Below are 17,513 nucleotides of genomic sequence, written 5' to 3' on the forward strand. Positions count from 1 at the left end.
TCCCCGACCGCGAGCGCCGGGAGAACGAAACATTAGGCTGGCAGGCCGGGGCGGTCGAGCTTTTTGGGGGAGAGCGTGAAGATCTCGCAGCCGGTGTCGGTCACGCCGATCGTGTGTTCGTATTGCGCCGACAGCGAGCGGTCGCGTGTCACCGCGGTCCAGCCGTCCGACAGGACTTTCACATGCGGCCGGCCGAGGTTGATCATCGGCTCGACGGTGAAGATCATGCCGGGCCGCATCTCGACGCCCTCATTGGCGCTGCCATAATGCAGGATATTGGGCGCGTCGTGAAACAACTGGCCGACGCCGTGGCCGCAGAAGTCGCGCACCACCGAGCAGCGCTCGCCCTCGGCATAGCTCTGGATGGCCGCGCCAATGGCGCCGGTGCGGGCGCCAGGCCTGATCGCGGCAATGCCGCGCATCAGGCATTCGTGGGTGACTTCGAGCAGGCGTTCCGCCGCGCGTTTTATGGTGCCGACGGGGTACATGCGCGAGGAATCGCCGTGCCAGCCGTCGAGGATGTAGGTGACGTCGATGTTGACGATGTCGCCATCCTTCAGCGGCTTGTTGTCGGGGATGCCATGGCAGACGACATGATTGATCGAGGTGCAGGAAGACTTGGTGTAGCCGCGGTAGTTGAGCGTCGCCGGCAGCGCGCCATGATCCATGCCGAACTCGAAAACGAAACGATCTATGGTGTCGGTGGTGACGCCGGGCGCAACCATCGGCACCAGTTCGTCGAGGCAGCGCGCCGTGAGGTCGCATGCCTTGCGCATGCCGGCAAAACCTTCCTCGCCATAGAGGCGGATCTGGCCGGTGTTTCTGAGCGGTGCCGTGGCGGCGTCGAGATAAGTGACCATTGGTGTCCGTCTTGCCGGTGTGGCTCTGCAAGGGAGCCGGCGTGAAAATCTCCCCAGATTTGGCACTTGAGGGCAAAAGGTTCAAGGAAGAACTGCCCGGACACGACCAAGCGGCAGGGATATTCGGCGCGCCCCGGTGTCCTTGACGCCCTTGTTCCTTCCCTTTCAGTCGACCGTGCGGTAGGGCGAGGGAGGTTTTTGGAGATTTCATGAGCGTCGAGCACGCCAGATTGCCTGAAGCGCCGTTGAAGGCGGCCTGCTCATTGCTGATGAGCCTTGTGCTGCTGGCGATGCTGTCGCTTGGCCGGGCGGAGGTGCCCGTCTTTGCCGGAGCAGCCTCCGGTGTCGCCAGCGCCGGCGTGGAGCGGTCCGGCGAAGCGGCGGCGCTGCTGCGCATCACCGGCAAGGGGCAGGCGCTGGAAGTTCGTTCCGGCCGGCCGGCCCTGGTTAAGTTCGCCGGCGGCCATCCGGCCCTGCCGGCTCGGGACACCGTCTTTTCCTGGTTTGTTTCGGTTCCGCCGGCAGAGGTCGTCGCCGCCGACAGGGACGCCCGCACACCGTGGGCGACTGCCAATCAGCCGCGCGCGCCGCCATCGGTTCCGGCCTGAGCGGTTTCAACCGCTCCTTCACTCAAACCACTTCCTGTTCGCGCCTCGATCCGCGCGGCGGCTTCGGTCGCGCAGCGGTGCGTAGCGCGTCATTTCCGGATTGTTTCCATGCAACGTATCAAGACACTCAAGAGCCTTTCGCGCGCGGCCTGCGCCGCCATTTTCCTTTCCGTCCAGGCGCTCATCTGTATCGGAACCGTCTACTGGGCGCTGACGGAGACGCTCGGCCTTTCGGCGACAGGGGCACTTGTCCCTGGCGGGATTTTCGCTGTGCCGTCTGCCCTCGTGCTGCTTACGGCGGTGCGCATGGCCTTCGATGCGGAGACCGATCCCGCCAACCAGTAGCCGGACCGCCAAGGCGCCCGCGCTCGACAAGGCCGGGCGCCTTGGCGCTTGCTTGCGGCGGCTGCGGCAAAACGTCCATGACCGCGGAGACGCCACATTCCTGCGGTAGCGACCGGCCAGAGCAACTTTTTACGACGGATGGCGTTGCCGCTGGTGACGACAGTTCGGGAGATGGCGGATGGACAGACTGCAATTCGAGGTGCCGGTGCGTATCGCGCCCGGACCCGGCCTGCCTGTCGAGGAGATCTACAGCGTCGAACAGGCCCTTGATTTTCTCCAGGCCTGGCCGCTGCGCCGGCAAGGCCCGATTTACCAGAAGGCCTTCAACGCCTGCTTCGGCGCCACCGTGGACGTGGTCAAGACCGAGGATGCCTGCCGGGCGTTCATGGCGTTCTGCCGGGTGACCGGGCTGATGGCCCGGGACATGATGGCGCCGCGCAAGCGCGGTGGCCAGGCGAGAGGGCTGCAAGCCTGAGGTACGCTGCGCTCTTCGTTCTCCTGGCCGAACGAAGCATCGATGCCGATGCCATTAAGCTTCCGTTTCCACTTTCGCGGCTACGCCATGCTTGTTCGGCAATGGTTGATTCGTTGCGTCAGTCTCGTGGTTCGGAAGATGTCCCCAGAAAAAATCCGTGCATTCCCGATTGACCGTCAGGCATTCCTGGTTCGGGAGGTGGCTGCCAGGCTCGACAGTTTGCATGGCGACAGCGCCACCTCGTTCTGGAGGGCCAAGGCGACGGAGTTGTTCGATCTCGTCGTCAGGTCAGGCAGGGACAGGGCGGCGGCCAGCGACGAGGTGCGCAGGTTCTTCTTCGCCGTGCAAAAAGAGATATCGGCCGGCGCGGCCGCTGAGCCGATGCCAATTCTTTCCGCCTGAAGTGCTCCGCAAGGCGTCCCACAGCCGGTCCATGCCACCGCTAGCGGAACAGATATTTTGAAACTTCGGGGTTGCCGCGTCGCCACATGACGTTGTCAAGGAAGTAGTGGTGCACGTTGATGAAGATCAGCACTATGAAGAAGAACAGCGACGAACCCAGGACTTCCTTGTCGTAAGGGATCAAGGCAGTCAGTGCCGCCGGGATCAGCCAGAAACCGAGACCGCCGAGGATCCCGCCGGCGACGACGAACCCCAGGACTCGCGTCCTGTAGATCGGACCAAGAACGGAGAGGATTCTGGAGTCCGGAACCTTTTGTGCATCGGGACCGTCACGCTCGACATTGCTTTGATAGCGCCAGACCACGGCCAGGTACTGTAGCGAATGGAGAGCCGGCACCACGAGCAGCCACAGCGGGTTTATTCTCACGACCAGGATCCAAAGATATAGGGACGCGATATAAGCGACGACGCCGTTATACGGCAGGCTGCCGCCATTTTTACTCCAGCGATTGATCAGCATCACGACGGTGGCGGCCGTGGCAGCGGCCGCGGCCGACAGCGCAATCGTGTTGAGCCACGCAGGCGTGGCAAACGTATAATATTCCAAGCCGTAATATTTTGCTTGGCTGACCGCCGTGTTCGTCTGAAGCCATGCGAACAGCCATACGGCATAGCTGTTGACCAGCAAGATTTTCTTGTCCGGATTGGTGAAGAACCTGCCCTTCAACACGGCGTCCACCATCAACATGCCGTAGCCTTGCTTGACGTAGTGCCAGCCCACGAAAAAGAACATCGCGTTGGCTGCGTTTCCGAGCAGCCGGGCGTTCGCCGTTATCGAGCCGTAAGCAAAAAACCCGACCATGAGCAGGGGAACGACAATGCCGGCGAAAATGTAGCGGATCTGGAGGCCCCTGTCGTATCCCTCGCCGCGCACCTTGCTTCCAAAATTGCGATAGAAAAGTTGGTAAGAGTGGGCGAAATGCGGATAGTTTATCAAGTAGGCCAGGAAAAACATCGCCGCCGCAACAAGGCTGTCGTATTTGGTAGGCACGAAGAACAGGGCCGGCAAAATCAGGAATGCGCTGCCGCCAAGCATGAGGAAGTCGGCCAGCGGGCCAAAGAGATATCTTTGTGGCGGCGTCGCCGCAGGAACTCGAGCATCCGCCGAAAGGTGAACTGCCATATTAGCATCCCCCTGGGAAAGCCGATTTAACCATCGAGCCTTGCCCTCGACAAGGTCGAGGCGGCGGAATGGTCAACACGTAAAATGACGTTCCGGAAGGGGGTGTTACCCTGTCCGGCGCAATAGCTCTTGACGCCGAAAGGAGCGGAGGGGACATCGAGTGAAGCTGGTACGCCCAAGGGGAATCGAACCCCTGTTACCGCCGTGAAAGGGCGGTGTCCTGACCGCTAGACGATGGGCGCGCTCAGATGAAAGCGGCTTATACTGGCGTTGTGCGCAACCGGCAACCCGTCAGGTGCCGGCTTGGACAACTTTTTTCCTGCCTGCCGAAGCGAGTGATTCACGCAGCGCCAGCGGCAATTTTTCTGGCGGCCGTCACCAGCCGCTGCGTGGATTTCCGGGCACTTTTCAGACGATTGCGGAAGCGGCCCGATGCAAATGCATGTCGCTCAAAAGTGAGCTCCGTTTCAGCGCGACGCGCTTTGGCGCGTCCAGCCGAACCGGCCCTGGTCAGCCTTCGCCACCGCTGCGCCGGCGGCAGCGCCAGTTCCAGTCGCGCTCGGGGCCGACGTCGACGTGGACCGATTCGGTGTGGCAGTAGGTGCCGACGCCGCCGCGGCCGGGCATCGTCCTGACGTAGCTCGCCAGCTCCCATTTCGAGACGCCCGGCACCTGGATGTCGGCGGCGGCGCAATACATGTGCAGCGAATTCTTGGCGCCGTTGGCACGGCGGTTGCGGGCGGGGTCGCGATAGCCGGAGGTGACGACCATCTTGCGGCCGTAGTGGCCTTCGATCGTCTTGAGCACGCGCACCAGCGAGGGCTTGAGGCACGCCACGTCGACGCTCTCGTTCTGCTTCAAGAGGCCGTTAGGCGCGAGGCGCGCCATGCCGGCGGCGGAGGCTACCTGGTAGAGGCCGCCCGAACCTTCATCCTCGTTGAGGTCGACGTCGCTTTCGTCGTCGAGGCCGGATTTGCGCTTGATCTCGAACAGCGCCGTCTGGCGGACGCCCGGCAGGGCATCGCTGCCGGTGATGTGACCTGAGTCGTCGCCGAGCGGAGCCAGCTGCACCGGTTTCGCCGTGGAATCGGCCGAGGCCAGTGTAATGATCGGCTTTGCCGCCGCCGGGGCGGGCTTGGCCTGCACAGCCGGCTGTTCGCCTGCGCGCGTGTTGACCAGTGGAGCGGGCTTCGCCGAAGCCGGCGTGGCGCCAAACATCGAGGCCAGGAAACCCCTTTTCTTCGGCGTGTCGGTAGTCGGCGCTTCGCCTGCGGTCACATAGACGGGATTGTTCATCGCCTGTGCCGAAGCCGGCTTCGGTGCCGTCACGGCCGCGTCGGCGGCGGCAATCTTCTGCGCCGCCGCCTCAGTCTGCTGCGCCGTCTGCGTCGGTTGCTGCAGCGATTGCGGCGTGTTCCCGGCAATCGTTTCAGCTTCAGCCGGCGCGGTGAGCGGGAAGGCCGCCTGCGGCTTGGTAATCGGCACGTAGGCGACCGTCTCGGGCAGCGCTGTGTCGCCTTCCGCCATCACTGTGGTCTGCGTGGTCGCCGTCTGCGACGACGAATCGCCGGCCACGATCGGCTTGTTTGTCGAGGCTGCGTTGATGTCCGACGCGGAGGCATTGTAGCCGGGCATGCCAACCGACATTGTGGGGTCGCCGGCCGAGGTGCAGGAGGCCAGGAGCACGGAGCAGAGCGCCGCCGCAATGGTGCGGCGTTCTCCCTTCGCGAGGCTCCACCCTGCTGATTTCAAAGTCAAATTCCCCCTCGATATCCGATCGGTATATCCTTGGCGCGGCGTCCGAACGGCTGCGTCGAGGTGCCCCTTGTCTCCGATCCGGAAACGAGACCTGTGTCAAATCAGCAAGCCTGGAAGTATTTTTGCGGCAATTGCCGAATTTAGGCGGCAAGATGGTTGACGACACCATTTCGCCCGCTTTTACGGGTCCGTCAACTCACCAGAGATTACAGTCGGTTACACACGCACCTTGACATAGGTGCCGGGGGCATCACCAAAAGTTTTCATATGCTTGCCTGCTTTGCGGGCAGGCACGCGATTATTGTCCTTAGCCTCTATCCAGCTCTGCCAGTGCGGCCACCAGGAGCCAGGATGGTCGGTGGCCCTTGCGATCCACTCGCCGAAGTCGCCCTCCGGCTTGCCGCCGGTCCAGTACTGGTACTTGCCCGATGCGGGCGGGTTGACGACGCCGGCGATATGACCGGAGCCCGCCATCACGTATTCGACCTCGCCACCGAAATATTTCGAGCCGAGGAAGACGGACAGCGCGGGAGCGATGTGGTCTTCCCTGGAGGCGAGGTTGTAGACGGGGATCTTGATGTCGGCGAGCGAAACGGTGCGTCCGGCAAGTTCCATCCTGCCGCGCGAGAGGTTGTTCTCGAGATAGCAGTTGCGCAAATAGAAGGAGTGGTTGGCCGCCGCCATGCGTGTCGAATCGGCATTCCAGTAAAGCAGGTCGAAGGGCAGGGGATCCTTGCCGCGCATGTAGTTGTTGACGACATAGGGCCAGATCAGGTCGCCCGAGCGCAGCATGTTGAAGGCGGTCGCCATCTTGGTGCCGTCGAGATAGCCCTTTTCGTTCATCGCCTTTTCCACCGCCGCGACCTGTTCCTCGTCGACGAACACCTTGAGGTCGCCGGCATAGGTGAAATCGACCTGGGTGGTGAAGAAGGTCGCCGATTTGATGCGATCGTCACCCTCCTGCGCCAGCAGGGCAAGTGCCGCCGCCAGCAACGTGCCGCCGACGCAGTAGCCGATAGCGTTGACCTCTTTCTCGCCTGTGGCCTTCTCGATAGTGTCGAGGCCGTATTGCAGCCCCTCTCTTGTATAAGCCTCCCAGTTCTTCATGCCGTGGCGTTCATCAGGGTTGATCCAGGAGATGACGAACACGGTGTGGCCCTGTTCGATCGCCCAGCGGATGAAGGATTTCTGCGGGTTGAGGTCGAGTATGTAGAACTTGTTGATCCAGGGCGGGCAGATCAGCAGCGGCCGTTTCAGCACCGTCTCGGTGGCGGGATCGTATTGAATGATCTCGGCGACGTCGCTGCGGCCGACCACCTTGCCGGGGGTGGTGGCGATGTTGCGGCCGATCTCGAAGGGCGAGTAGTCGGCCTGACGCAGCTTCAGGTCGCCCTTGCCGGCGGCGATGTCCTCGGCCAGCATCTTCATGCCGCGTACAAGGTTTTCGCCGTTCGAGGCGATCGTTTCGCGAAACAGTTCCGGATTGGTCAGGATGAAATTTGACGGCGAGATGGCGTTGGACACCTGCTTGACGTAGAAGCTCGCCTTGTGGCGGGTGTGGTCATCCAGGCCCTCGGCGTGCTCGACAAGATCAGCCGCCCAGCGCGAGGTGACGAGATAGGCCTGTTTCAAGAAATCGAAGAAGGCGTTGCGGCCCCATTCCGGATCCTGGAAACGCTTGTCGCCGCGCTCCGGCTTGACCGCGTCCTCGGTTCGCTCGGCATCGGGGCTGACGCGCTGGATGGCGTTCGCCCAAACCGTCATGTAGCCGGCGAACAACCGCGTCTGTGCTTCGAGCGCGCGTTGCGGGTCGGCAAGCCAGTATTCGCTGAGCTTGGAAAAGGTCTTCACCATGTCGACGACCGGTTCGGCGACGTGGTCGCGCACTTCGCCCTTCTCGCGCGGCTCGGCCCAGGCGGAAGCCGCCTTGCCGGCCTGCTCGATCATGCGCGCCATGTTCAGGGCGAAGCGTTCCGGATCCTTCACCAGATATTGCTCGACCGTCGAAGGTCCGCCATCTTCCGCTTTGCCCGAATCGGGTGTTTTGGACATGGTGCGCGGGGTTCCTCCCGAAGCGTTTTCTTGACATATTACCATGGGACATCCGACCGGGTCCAACCTCGCTCTACCCCGGCTGCCAAGGAAACAATATGACGATTAACATTGGCGAGACTGTTTTTTTCGGCGCCTGTCGTTTTTGCCGCATCGGTGCGGCAATTGCCCTGCTGTGCCTTGGGGCCTGCTCGAGCACCAATACCAGCGGCCCGGTGCCCATCGCCACATCAGCGGGACCGAAGGATACCGGCACCTTTCCGAACCTGAACATCCCGCCGAAAGTGGCAGCCAAACAGTTTACCGATGCCGAGAGGAATGCCAGGCTCGCGGAATTGAAGGGGGACGAAAGCGCGCAGGCAGCCAATGGCGGCGCCCCCAACGTCACCAATCAAGCGGCGCTGACGGACCTGGCCAGCAAGCATGGCACCCAGACGCTGAAGCAGATCGAAGGCAAATGCGACCCCACCCTCGACCCTACCTGCAAATAAGTATATAGCGCGCGCCCAAGGCACTTGCCGACACGGCGCGCCTTGCCAAACGCCAAGTGATGTCTGGAACTGCCATGGAAGAGTTTCACAAGGTCCGCCGGCTTCCGCCCTATGTCTTCGAGCAGGTCAACCGGCTCAAGGCCAGCGCCCGCTCGCGCGGCGCCGACATCATCGATCTCGGCATGGGCAATCCGGACCTGCCGACGCCCAAGGCAATCGTCGACAAGTTGTGCGAAGTGGTGCGCGATCCGCGCACCCATCGCTATTCCTCCTCGCGCGGCATTCCGGGCCTGCGCCGCGCCCAGGCCGCTTACTATCAGCGCCGCTTCGGCGTGAAGCTTGATCCCGATACGCAAGTGGTGGCAACGCTGGGTTCGAAAGAAGGCTTCGCCAACATGGCGCAGGCGATCACCGCCCCTGGCGACGTGATCCTGTGCCCGAATCCAACCTACCCGATCCATGCTTTCGGCTTCATCATGTCGGGCGGCGTCATCCGGTCGCTGCAGGTGGAACCCGATGACGGTTTCATCCCGGCGGTCGAGCGCGGCATCCGCCATTCGATTCCGAAGCCGCTGGCGCTGATCCTCAACTACCCGTCGAACCCGACGGCGCTGGTCGCCTCGCTCGATTTTTACAAGGACGTGGTGGCGTTCGCGAAGAAGAACGACATCATCATCCTGTCGGACCTTGCCTATTCGGAGATCTATTTCGACGGCAATCCGCCGCCTTCGGTGCTGCAGGTGCCGGGCGCGATCGACGTTTGCGTCGAGTTCACCTCCATGTCGAAGACCTTCTCCATGCCCGGCTGGCGCATGGGCTTTGCGGTCGGCAACGAGCGGCTTATCTCGGCGCTGACCCGGGTGAAATCCTATCTCGATTACGGTGCGTTCACCCCGATCCAGGTGGCGGCCGCACACGCCCTCAACGGCGATGGCGCCGACATCGCCGAAGTGCGCGACATCTACCACAAGCGGCGCGACGTGATGGTGGATGCCTTCGGCCGCGCGGGCTGGACCATTCCGGCTCCGGCTGCGTCCATGTTCGCCTGGGCGCCGATTCCCGAGCCGTTCCGCCATCTCGGCTCGCTCGAATTCTCCAAGCTGCTCATCGAACATGCCGACGTTGCGGTGGCGCCAGGCGTCGGCTTCGGCGAACACGGCGATGATTTCGTGCGTGTCGCGCTGGTCGAGAACGAGCACCGGATCCGGCAGGCGGCGCGCAACATCAAGCGCTTCCTGGCGACCAGTGCCAAGCAACCCAACAATGTCGTGCCGCTTTCCGCCCATCGGTAAGCTTTCCGCACACAATTTCGTTTGATCTTTCGGGGGACATCGCCGGCCATGGCTGAAGCTCTGCGTGTTGGAATTGCCGGCCTCGGCACGGTCGGCGCCTCGGTGGCGCGCGTGCTGCGCAACAAGGCGGCGGAGCTGACACGGCAGTGTGGGCGCGACATCGTCGTATCGGCGGTTTCGGCGCGTGATCCCAAGCGCGACCGCGGCGTCGATCTCAATGCCGCCAAATGGTTCGACGATCCGGTCAAGATGGCGCAGGCCGCCGAGATCGACGTTTTCGTCGAGCTGATCGGCGGCGACGAGGGGCCGGCGTTCGCGGCGGTCAGGGCGGCGCTCGAAGCCGGCCGCCATGTCGTTACCGCGAACAAGGCGCTGCTGGCCAAACATGGCGTCGCGCTCGCCGAGATCGCCGAGAAGAAGGGCGTGCTGCTCAACTACGAGGCCGCGGTGGCGGGCGGCATTCCCGTTATCAAGACGATGCGCGAGGCGATGGCCGGCAACTCGGTCACCCGTGTCTTCGGTATTCTCAACGGTACCTGCAACTATATCCTGACCCGGATGGAGGCCGAAGGCATCTCGTTCGACGCCTGCCTCAAGGACGCGCAGCGGCTGGGCTATGCCGAGGCCGACCCGACCTTCGACATCGAAGGCCATGACACCGCGCACAAACTGTCGATCCTGACCAGCCTGGCCTTCGGCACCAAGATCGCCGCCAACGACATCTACATGGAAGGCATCTCGAACATCACCCAGGCCGATATCCGTGCGGCCGGCGATCTCGGCTACCGGATCAAGCTACTTGGCGTTGCCCAGCGCACCGAGAGCGGCATCGAGCAGCGCGTGCATCCGACCATGGTGCCGACGGCCTCGGTGATCGCGCAGGTCCACGGCGTCATCAATGCGGTGGCGATCGAGACCGACATCCTCGGCGAACTGCTGCTCTCCGGCCCCGGCGCCGGCGGCAATGCCACCGCCTCGGCCGTCATCGGCGACATCGCCGATATCGCAAAGAGCCGTCCCGGCTTCCAGCACGGCCCGGTATTCGGCAGGCCGGCGAGGGAATTGAAGCCTTACAAGAAGGCGCAGATGCGCAGCCATGCCGGCGGCTACTTCATCCGGCTGACCGTGCATGACCGCATCGGCGTGTTCGCGGCCATCGCCAAGCGCATGGCCGACAACGATATCTCGCTGGAATCGATCGTCCAGCACGCGATCAGCGGCGAAGCGGCGGCGCAAAAGACGGTGATCCTCGTCACCCACGAGACCACCGAAGCCGCGGTGCGCAAGGCCGTGGACGGTATCACCAAGGATGGTCACCTGACCGACAAGCCGCAGGTCATCCGGATCGAACGGGCAGGATAGATATTTCCTTCCGTCGCCTACCACGGGATTGCTGCGACGATACTGTTGCGGCCGATGCCGCTGCCTGGCTCGCCGGAACCAATCCCGGCCAGCGCCGTTCTCCCGAGGTGCAAACCGAGGGAATGCCAATGGCCGAAACATCGAAATCCGACACCCCCCAGATCGACGACATCCAAAAGACGCTCGAAAAGCAGATCGCCGATCTGCGCAAGGAGATCACCAGGATCAACAAGAGCCTTTCGGAGCGAGGTGCGGAACTGGTTGACGAGGCCTCGGCTCAGGCATCCGATGTCTACGACAGCGCGGCGAGCCGTGCGTCGCGAACGGCTCAGCAGTTGCGCAGCCAGGCGCAGGCGGTCTCGGAGGTCGCGCGGGAAAATCCGGGCACGACGACGGCTGTGGTCGGCGTCATCGGGCTGCTGGGTTTTCTGGCCGGCCTCGCCGTTGGCCAATCGATGAATGACACCCAGCGCCGCTGGTATTGATCCGGTAACGACCGAACCGGGTTTGCCGGCTTACCTGTCCATCGAGCAATTTCCAGGGGAGCACCATGGCTTCTTCCGTCCTGATCGGTATTCTGATCACGTTCCTCGTGATCATTCTGGTGCTTTATCTCATTCAGCGATTGCCGCTGGATGCCAGGATGCGGCAGATCGCGCAGATCATCGTCATCATCATCGGCATCGTTTCGCTATTGAAATATCTGGCCGTGTTTTAGATCTCGATACCTACTTTGAAAGCGGCCCAAGTTCGCCGGAATCGTGCTATCCATAGTTTAATCGATTGATATTGCAGGCTTTTCGAGAAAACCTTCGAGAGGTCTTGCCGTTGTCATGCTCGTTTGACACAAGAGGCGCGCCTCCGGCGGGAGGTGGCATGCGAACGAGGATCGACCTGATGAACGTGGCCCACAACATTATCGCCGGACTTGACCGGATACTCACCATGGAACTGGTGCGCGTCACCGAACGCGCCGCCGTCGCGGCCGCCAGGCTGCGCGGACGCGGTGACGAAAAGGCCGCCGACCAGGTCGCGGTGGACGCCATGCGCCAGGAGCTCAATCGCCTCGCCATCAAGGGCACGGTGGTGATCGGCGAAGGCGAGCGGGACGAGGCGCCGATGCTCTATATCGGAGAGGAGGTCGGCACCGGCAAAGGCCCGGCGGTCGACATTGCGCTCGACCCGCTGGAAGGCACCACGATCTGCGCGAAGAACCTGCCCAACGCGCTGGCCGTGATCGCCATCGCCGAGAAGGGCAGCCTGCTGTTCGCGCCCGACGTCTACATGGACAAGATCGCCATCGGCCCGGGCTATGCCGAGGGCGTCATCGACATCGATGCCTCGCCGGCCGAAAACATAGCCAGCCTGGCAAAGGCCAAGGGCGTCGCGGTGTCCGACGTTACCGCTTGCATCCTCGACCGTCCGCGCCATGGCAAGCTGATCGACGCCGTGCGCGCCACCGGGGCGGCAATCCGGCTGATCGGCGATGGCGACGTCGCCGGTGTCATCCACACCACCGATCCCGAGGAAACCGGCATCGACATCTATCTCGGCATTGGCGGCGCGCCGGAGGGCGTGCTGGCCGCGGCGGCGCTGCGCTGCACGGGTGGCCAGATGCAGGGCCGCTTGATCCTCGATACGCCCGAAAAGGTCGCCCGCGCCGGCAAGATGGGTATTGCCGACCCGAAGCGGGTCTACCGGGCCGAGGACATGGCGCGCGGCGATGTGTTGTTCGCGGCCACCGGCGTCACCGACGGCAACATGCTGGCAGGGGTCAAGTTCGGCCGCAACTACATCACAACGCACACGATCGTGCTGCGCTCGTCGTCGCGCACCGTGCGCGAGATCAAGGCCCGGCATCAGGACCTGGAAAAGTTTTGATGCATTCCTGACTGGCCGTCGCATATTGTGGGCAATGATCATCCGCAAACGTCGCCTCGCATGACGGGCGAGAGACGCCTTTTTCTCGATGTCCGACAGTCGGCCACCGGTGTTTCCTGGGAACATCGGCTGACCGAGCGGCAGGACATGGCCGCGCTTGCCATCGCACAGGGGCACGGCGTGCCCGATATCGTCGCGCGCGTGCTTGCCGGACGTGGCGTGACGGCGGAACAGGCGGAGCGCTTTCTCGACCCGACGATCCGCGACCTGCTGCCGGACCCGGCTTCGCTGACCGACATGGACAAGGCGGCCATTCGAATAGCCGCCGCGGTGATGGCCCGGGAGAAGGTGGCGATCTTCGGCGACTACGATGTCGATGGCGCCGCCTCGTCGGCCTTGCTCAAACGCTTCCTCGCGCATTTCTCGATATCGTCGGAAATCTACATTCCCGATCGTATCTTCGAGGGTTACGGTCCCAATCCCGAAGCCATGCGCGAGCTCATCTCGCGCGGCGCGACGCTGATCGTCACCGTCGATTGCGGCACCAACAGCGCGGCTTCCATCGACGCGGCCAATGCCGCCGGTGCCGATGTCGTGGTGCTCGACCATCATCAGGTCGGCGGCGCCTTGCCGGCGGCACACGCGGTGGTCAACCCCAACCGCGACGACGACCTTTCCGGGCAGGGCCATCTCTGCGCCGCCGGAGTGGTTTTTCTCGCGCTGGTGCAGACGGCCAAGGTCCTGCGCGGCCGGCTGGCCGACGCCACGCCGCCGGACCTGCTCTCGCTGCTCGATCTCGTGGCGCTGGCCACGGTCTGCGATGTGGTGCCGCTCACCGGCGTCAACCGTGCCTTCGTCGTCAAGGGCTTGCAAGTGGCGCGCCAGCAGAAGAACGAGGGAATGTCTGCGCTGGCGCGGGTCTCGCGCGTCGGCGAGCCGCTCAGCACCTTCCATCTGGCCTACCTGATCGGACCGCGCATAAACGCCGGCGGGCGCATCGGCGACGCCGCCCTCGGCAGCCGGCTGCTTGCGACCGACGATCCGGTCGAGGCCCGCACCATCGCCGAGACGCTCGATCGGCTCAACCAGCAGCGGCAGCTGATGGAACACGAGATGCTGGCCGCGGCGCGTGCCGAGGCCGATGCCGAGCTTGCCGGCGGCAGCGGGCCGGCCATCGTCGTTACCGCTAGCACCAACTGGCATCCCGGCATCGTCGGCCTGCTTGCCTCCAGGCTCAAGGACCATGCCCGACGGCCGGCCTTCGCCATCGCCTTCAACGCCACCGGCACCGGCACCGGTTCAGGTCGCTCGGTGTCGGGCTTCGATCTCGGCCGGCTGGTGCGCGAAGCCGCAGATGCCGGGCTGATCGTCAAGGGCGGCGGCCATGGCATGGCAGCCGGCATTACCGTCGAGCGCACGCGGCTCGGCGAGCTCAGGGCATTTTTCGAGGAGCGCGCAGCAGCCGACGTGTTCCGATTGCAAGACGAGGAAAGCCTGGCGATCGACGGCGCGCTTGCCGCCGAGGGTGCGACGCTGGCCTTGCTGGATGCGCTGGAAAAGGCCGGCCCGTTCGGTGCAGGGCATGTCGCGCCTGTTTTCGCGCTGCCTCGCCATCGGCTGGCCGACGCCCGGCTGGTCGGCACCAACCACATCCGCGCCGACCTCCAGTCGGGCAGTGGCGGTCGCATCCAGGCGATCGCCTTTCGTGCCGTCGACACGGTGCTCGGCGACTTCCTGTTCAAGAACCGTGGTAAGACGATCCACGTCGCCGGCTCATTGTCGGGCAATTACTGGAACGGCAATCGCAGCGTGCAGTTCCGCATCGTCGACGCGGCACGCGCCTGATGCGTCTTTGATCAGGCGAGAACCGTCTGAAGCCGGGTCAGTTCGCCGATCTGTGCCATCGTCGCCCTATAGCCGATCTGGATCGCCTCGTCGGCGCGGTGGAATTCGGTCAGGCCGATGTGGCTGAGCTTGGGCTGCAGCGACATGTCGGGCGGATCGCCGGCAAGCCTGGCGCGCGAGATTCGATCCTGGATGATGTTGAAGGCCTCGACCATGACGCCGGTGATGCCAAGCCGCGTCTGATGTGCCCGGTGCTCAGGGTCGAATTGGCCACTGCGCGGCGCATCGTTCTCGACGACCAGTTCGCCGGCGCTATGCTTGATGACGGCGGCACGGCCGAACAGGTCGTAATGAAGGTTGACCGCGACAACCAGCGGCTGCTCATAGGCACGGCAGACCGACACCGGCACCGGATTGACCAAAGCTCCGTCGACCAGCACGCGACCATTGCAAGTCACCGGCTCGAACACGCCGGGCAAGGCATAGGAAGCGCGCATGGCTGTTATCAGCGAACCGTTCGACAGCCAAATCTCGTGGCCGGTGCGGATTTCGGAAGCGACCGCGACGAACGGCTTGGACAAATCCTCAAAGCGAATGCCGGCCACATGCTCACGCAGGCGAGCATCCAGCTTCATGCCGCCGAACAGACCGCTGCCGCGCAGGTTTAGATCGAGCAGGCCGAAGATGCGCCGCCTGGTCAGGCTGCGGGCGAACTCTTCCAACTCGTCCAGTTTTCCGGCGAGGTAACAGCCGCCGACCAGCGCGCCGATCGAGGTGCCGGCAATCATCGAAACCTCGATGCCGGCTTCATCGAGCGCGCGCAGCACGCCGATATGCGCCCAGCCTCTTGCGCAACCGCCGCCCAGTGCAAGCGAGATGCCAGTTTTCTTTGGTGATGTTGTTTCGGCCGCGCCGCCGGACGAAGCGGGACCATTCGCCTCTCGTACGTCCGCTCTGTTACGCAATGACGCCCACTCGAGCATCATGATCTCCCTTGTCCCACAGCTAATATATAGGCGGGCCGTATCGAAATGGTGAATCTATGTGGTTGGCTGCGGGCAAAAGGTTCAAGCTGGTTATTCACGGGAGCTTCCGATACGTTTTTTCCGCATCGAACAAGGGCTCGCTGCCATCGTCGGCAAGCATCGCCTTGCCGTCGATCAGCCCCACCGTCCGATAGAAGCAGGAACGCCGGCCTGTGTGACAAGTTGCGTCGTGGCCTAGCACTTTGACGCGCAACCATATGGCGTCCTGGTCACAATCCGTGAGCACCTCGATGACATGCTGGAGATTGCCTGACGTTTCGCCCTTCTTCCACAGCGCATTGCGCGAACGCGACCAGTAGTGGGCGATACCTGTTTCAAGCGTCAACGCCAGAGCCTGCGCATTCATGTGCGCGACCATCAAAAGCACGCCGTCTGCCGCATCGGTGACGACGACGGTGACCAGGCCGGCGGCATCGAAGCGCGGTGAAAACACCGCGCCTTCTTCCAGCGATTTCTTGTCTGAGGGAGCCTTCGGAAATTCCAGTGCCGACATCGCCGGGCTATCTTCCTGTTTGACCATGATTATCCGAAAACCGGTAGCCACTTTCGGAATCATGGTCCCGACGATGCCGGGCGAGGCGGCTTACACCCCACCGCCACGCACCATGGTGACGAAACGAACCTGTTCTTCGGGAGTATCCTTGAACACGCCGGTGAAGGTCGAGGTCAGCGTGGTGGAGCCCTGCTTGCGGATGCCGCGCATGGCCATGCACATGTGCTCGGCCTCGATCATCACGGCAACGCCGCGCGGATTGAGCACATCCTGAATGACGCCGGCGATCTGCGCGGTCATGGCTTCCTGGGTCTGCAGGCGGTGGGCGAAGATATCGACCACGCGCGCGATCTTGGACAGGCCGACGACCTTGCCGTCCGGCAGATAGCCGACATGGGCCTTGCCGATGATCGGCACCATGTGATGTTCGCAATGCGAATGGAACTGGATGTCCTTGACGATGACAAGGTCGTCGTAACCAGCCACTTCCTCGAAGGTGCGGCCAAGCTCTTCGGCCGGGCACATGTCATAGCCGCCGAACATTTCCCGATAGGCCTTGGCCACCCGCTTGGGCGTGTCGACCAGCCCTTCGCGATCGGGGTTGTCGCCGGTCCAGCGCAAAAGCGTGCGGACCGCAGCCTCGACCTCGGCCTCGCTCGGCCGGTCGGTGACGGGCTTTTCCATGTAGGCCGACTGGGGCATGAACTTCTTGATAACGGCATCCATAAAGGCGTCTCCCGTAGTCCCTCTCTCAGGAGGAACGAGTTGAACGGACCACGACCTTTCGGCGTCGGAAACTCGCCCGGTTTCCAGCCCCGTAAGCGGCGTGAGCAAACTGCGGCAAAGACGTGGGCTTTTCGTCGCCTTGTCGATACCGGACTGCCACCATTATATATGGTCATGACGAGCGAAAGAAAGACGCGTCAGCGGCAAACGCTGTTCGCCTGGCGGCGACGGACTGGAAAATAATGATCAACGACGTCTACAATGCGAAAATTCTCGGTTTTGCCGGAAATATCACACGGATCGGCCGGCTCGATCATCCCGACGCCAGCGCGAGGGCACATTCCAAATTGTGCGGCTCTACCGTTACCGTCGATCTCAATATGGCAGACGGCGTGGTTACCGATTTCGCACATGACGTGAAGGCCTGCGCGCTCGGCCAGGCCTCGTCCTCCATCATGGCGAAGCATGTGGTTGGCGCTACGGCCGACGAATTGCGCGCGGTGCGCGAGACCATGCTGAAAATGCTGAAAGAGAACGGAGCGCCGCCGGAAGGCCGCTTCGCCGATCTCAAATATCTGGAACCGGTGCGCGACTACAAGGCGCGCCATGCCTCGACCATGCTGACCTTCGACGCCGTGGTCGACGCGATCGGTCAGATCGAGAAGAAGCGCGCCGAAGAAGCCGCCTGATAGCC

The 17,513-nt window shown here is 63.0% G+C and carries 19 protein-coding genes and 1 tRNA gene; 12 read left to right on the forward strand and 8 right to left on the reverse strand.

Going from position 1 to position 17,513, the window contains the following annotated elements:
• Window positions 1–32 precede the first annotated feature (32 nt).
• Window positions 33–860, reverse strand: coding sequence for a type I methionyl aminopeptidase (gene map, locus FJ972_RS16480; RefSeq protein ID WP_140517079.1), 828 nt, complete (start codon window positions 858–860; stop codon window positions 33–35).
• A 209-nt stretch (window positions 861–1,069) separates the two neighbouring features.
• Between map and FJ972_RS16485 the strand changes: the two genes are divergently transcribed.
• From FJ972_RS16485 to FJ972_RS16500, 4 genes are all read left to right on the forward strand, one after another.
• Complete coding sequence (locus tag FJ972_RS16485) at window positions 1,070–1,468, forward strand: hypothetical protein (RefSeq protein WP_140521011.1); 399 nt, start codon at window positions 1,070–1,072, stop codon at window positions 1,466–1,468.
• A 108-nt stretch (window positions 1,469–1,576) separates the two neighbouring features.
• Window positions 1,577–1,813, forward strand: a complete 237-nt coding sequence (locus tag FJ972_RS16490; protein ID WP_140521010.1) for a hypothetical protein — start codon at window positions 1,577–1,579, stop codon at window positions 1,811–1,813.
• A 178-nt stretch (window positions 1,814–1,991) separates the two neighbouring features.
• A complete protein-coding gene (locus tag FJ972_RS16495; protein WP_140517077.1) occupies window positions 1,992–2,288 on the forward strand; it encodes a DUF982 domain-containing protein in 297 nt (98 codons plus the stop codon).
• Between the two features lie 42 nt (window positions 2,289–2,330).
• Complete coding sequence (locus FJ972_RS16500) at window positions 2,331–2,690, forward strand: DUF6074 family protein (protein ID WP_226880309.1); 360 nt, start codon at window positions 2,331–2,333, stop codon at window positions 2,688–2,690.
• A gap of 40 nt (window positions 2,691–2,730) precedes the next feature.
• Here the strand turns inward: FJ972_RS16500 and FJ972_RS16505 are convergent, their stop codons facing one another.
• From FJ972_RS16505 to phaC, 4 genes are all read right to left on the reverse strand, one after another.
• Window positions 2,731–3,873, reverse strand: a complete 1,143-nt coding sequence (locus tag FJ972_RS16505) for a hypothetical protein (RefSeq protein ID WP_140521009.1) — start codon at window positions 3,871–3,873, stop codon at window positions 2,731–2,733.
• A gap of 167 nt (window positions 3,874–4,040) precedes the next feature.
• A tRNA-Glu gene (locus tag FJ972_RS16510) sits at window positions 4,041–4,115 on the reverse strand.
• A gap of 268 nt (window positions 4,116–4,383) precedes the next feature.
• Complete coding sequence (locus FJ972_RS16515) at window positions 4,384–5,631, reverse strand: YcbK family protein (protein WP_140521008.1); 1,248 nt, start codon at window positions 5,629–5,631, stop codon at window positions 4,384–4,386.
• A gap of 216 nt (window positions 5,632–5,847) precedes the next feature.
• Window positions 5,848–7,683 carry a class I poly(R)-hydroxyalkanoic acid synthase gene (phaC, locus tag FJ972_RS16520; protein ID WP_140521007.1) on the reverse strand — a complete coding sequence of 612 codons (1,836 nt, stop codon included), beginning with the start codon at window positions 7,681–7,683 and terminating at the stop codon, window positions 5,848–5,850.
• A gap of 98 nt (window positions 7,684–7,781) precedes the next feature.
• Here phaC and FJ972_RS16525 point away from each other — a divergent pair, with 98 nt between their 5' ends.
• The 7 genes from FJ972_RS16525 to recJ all read left to right on the forward strand — a co-directional run bounded on the left by FJ972_RS16525 (window position 7,782) and on the right by recJ (window position 14,554).
• On the forward strand, window positions 7,782–8,174 hold the full coding sequence (locus tag FJ972_RS16525) for a hypothetical protein (RefSeq protein WP_140521006.1): 393 nt from the start codon (window positions 7,782–7,784) through the stop codon (window positions 8,172–8,174).
• A gap of 74 nt (window positions 8,175–8,248) precedes the next feature.
• Entirely contained in the window at window positions 8,249–9,466 is a 1,218-nt protein-coding gene (locus FJ972_RS16530; protein WP_140495820.1) for an LL-diaminopimelate aminotransferase, read from the forward strand.
• A gap of 48 nt (window positions 9,467–9,514) precedes the next feature.
• A complete protein-coding gene (locus FJ972_RS16535; protein WP_140517067.1) occupies window positions 9,515–10,828 on the forward strand; it encodes a homoserine dehydrogenase in 1,314 nt (437 codons plus the stop codon).
• A gap of 128 nt (window positions 10,829–10,956) precedes the next feature.
• Window positions 10,957–11,313: a hypothetical protein gene (locus FJ972_RS16540; RefSeq protein WP_140517065.1), complete on the forward strand. Its 357-nt coding sequence runs from the start codon at window positions 10,957–10,959 to the stop codon at window positions 11,311–11,313.
• Window positions 11,314–11,378: 65 nt separating this feature from the next.
• Window positions 11,379–11,546 (forward strand): Thivi_2564 family membrane protein, encoded by a 168-nt coding sequence (locus FJ972_RS16545; RefSeq protein WP_140495823.1) that lies wholly within the window; start codon window positions 11,379–11,381, stop codon window positions 11,544–11,546.
• Between the two features lie 179 nt (window positions 11,547–11,725).
• Window positions 11,726–12,709, forward strand: coding sequence for a class II fructose-bisphosphatase (glpX, locus tag FJ972_RS16550; RefSeq protein ID WP_140495884.1), 984 nt, complete (start codon window positions 11,726–11,728; stop codon window positions 12,707–12,709).
• A 60-nt stretch (window positions 12,710–12,769) separates the two neighbouring features.
• The gene (gene recJ, locus FJ972_RS16555; RefSeq protein ID WP_140521005.1) at window positions 12,770–14,554 is read left to right on the forward strand and encodes a single-stranded-DNA-specific exonuclease RecJ; all 1,785 of its coding nucleotides are present in this window, start codon (window positions 12,770–12,772) and stop codon (window positions 14,552–14,554) included.
• Between the two features lie 11 nt (window positions 14,555–14,565).
• Here the strand turns inward: recJ and FJ972_RS16560 are convergent, their stop codons facing one another.
• The 3 genes from FJ972_RS16560 to folE all read right to left on the reverse strand — a co-directional run bounded on the left by FJ972_RS16560 (window position 14,566) and on the right by folE (window position 16,819).
• Window positions 14,566–15,537 carry a patatin family protein gene (locus FJ972_RS16560; protein ID WP_140495825.1) on the reverse strand — a complete coding sequence of 324 codons (972 nt, stop codon included), beginning with the start codon at window positions 15,535–15,537 and terminating at the stop codon, window positions 14,566–14,568.
• Window positions 15,538–15,634: 97 nt separating this feature from the next.
• On the reverse strand, window positions 15,635–16,093 hold the full coding sequence (gene hisI / locus FJ972_RS16565) for a phosphoribosyl-AMP cyclohydrolase (protein ID WP_140521255.1): 459 nt from the start codon (window positions 16,091–16,093) through the stop codon (window positions 15,635–15,637).
• A 90-nt stretch (window positions 16,094–16,183) separates the two neighbouring features.
• Entirely contained in the window at window positions 16,184–16,819 is a 636-nt protein-coding gene (gene folE / locus FJ972_RS16570; protein ID WP_140517057.1) for a GTP cyclohydrolase I FolE, read from the reverse strand.
• Window positions 16,820–17,061: 242 nt separating this feature from the next.
• Between folE and FJ972_RS16575 the strand changes: the two genes are divergently transcribed.
• Entirely contained in the window at window positions 17,062–17,508 is a 447-nt protein-coding gene (locus FJ972_RS16575; protein ID WP_140521004.1) for an iron-sulfur cluster assembly scaffold protein, read from the forward strand.
• Window positions 17,509–17,513: the final 5 nt, after the last annotated feature.

Source organism: Mesorhizobium sp. B2-1-1 (genome assembly GCF_006442975.2).
GTDB lineage: Bacteria > Pseudomonadota > Alphaproteobacteria > Rhizobiales > Rhizobiaceae > Mesorhizobium.

What these genes read in the sequence shown, in the direction of transcription:
- map (WP_140517079.1), bottom strand. Translation starts at nt 860, where the DNA reads ATGGTCACTTATCTCGACGCCGCCACGGCACCGCTCAGAAACACCGGC.
- FJ972_RS16485 (WP_140521011.1), top strand. Translation starts at nt 1,070, where the DNA reads ATGAGCGTCGAGCACGCCAGATTGCCTGAAGCGCCGTTGAAGGCGGCC.
- FJ972_RS16490 (WP_140521010.1), top strand. Translation starts at nt 1,577, where the DNA reads ATGCAACGTATCAAGACACTCAAGAGCCTTTCGCGCGCGGCCTGCGCC.
- FJ972_RS16495 (WP_140517077.1), top strand. Translation starts at nt 1,992, where the DNA reads ATGGACAGACTGCAATTCGAGGTGCCGGTGCGTATCGCGCCCGGACCC.
- FJ972_RS16500 (WP_226880309.1), top strand. Translation starts at nt 2,331, where the DNA reads ATGCCGATGCCATTAAGCTTCCGTTTCCACTTTCGCGGCTACGCCATG.
- FJ972_RS16505 (WP_140521009.1), bottom strand. Translation starts at nt 3,873, where the DNA reads ATGGCAGTTCACCTTTCGGCGGATGCTCGAGTTCCTGCGGCGACGCCG.
- phaC (WP_140521007.1), bottom strand. Translation starts at nt 7,683, where the DNA reads ATGTCCAAAACACCCGATTCGGGCAAAGCGGAAGATGGCGGACCTTCG.
- FJ972_RS16525 (WP_140521006.1), top strand. Translation starts at nt 7,782, where the DNA reads ATGACGATTAACATTGGCGAGACTGTTTTTTTCGGCGCCTGTCGTTTT.
- FJ972_RS16530 (WP_140495820.1), top strand. Translation starts at nt 8,249, where the DNA reads ATGGAAGAGTTTCACAAGGTCCGCCGGCTTCCGCCCTATGTCTTCGAG.
- FJ972_RS16535 (WP_140517067.1), top strand. Translation starts at nt 9,515, where the DNA reads ATGGCTGAAGCTCTGCGTGTTGGAATTGCCGGCCTCGGCACGGTCGGC.
- FJ972_RS16540 (WP_140517065.1), top strand. Translation starts at nt 10,957, where the DNA reads ATGGCCGAAACATCGAAATCCGACACCCCCCAGATCGACGACATCCAA.
- FJ972_RS16545 (WP_140495823.1), top strand. Translation starts at nt 11,379, where the DNA reads ATGGCTTCTTCCGTCCTGATCGGTATTCTGATCACGTTCCTCGTGATC.
- glpX (WP_140495884.1), top strand. Translation starts at nt 11,726, where the DNA reads ATGAACGTGGCCCACAACATTATCGCCGGACTTGACCGGATACTCACC.
- recJ (WP_140521005.1), top strand. Translation starts at nt 12,770, where the DNA reads ATGACGGGCGAGAGACGCCTTTTTCTCGATGTCCGACAGTCGGCCACC.
- FJ972_RS16560 (WP_140495825.1), bottom strand. Translation starts at nt 15,537, where the DNA reads ATGCTCGAGTGGGCGTCATTGCGTAACAGAGCGGACGTACGAGAGGCG.
- hisI (WP_140521255.1), bottom strand. Translation starts at nt 16,093, where the DNA reads ATGTCGGCACTGGAATTTCCGAAGGCTCCCTCAGACAAGAAATCGCTG.
- folE (WP_140517057.1), bottom strand. Translation starts at nt 16,819, where the DNA reads ATGGATGCCGTTATCAAGAAGTTCATGCCCCAGTCGGCCTACATGGAA.
- FJ972_RS16575 (WP_140521004.1), top strand. Translation starts at nt 17,062, where the DNA reads ATGATCAACGACGTCTACAATGCGAAAATTCTCGGTTTTGCCGGAAAT.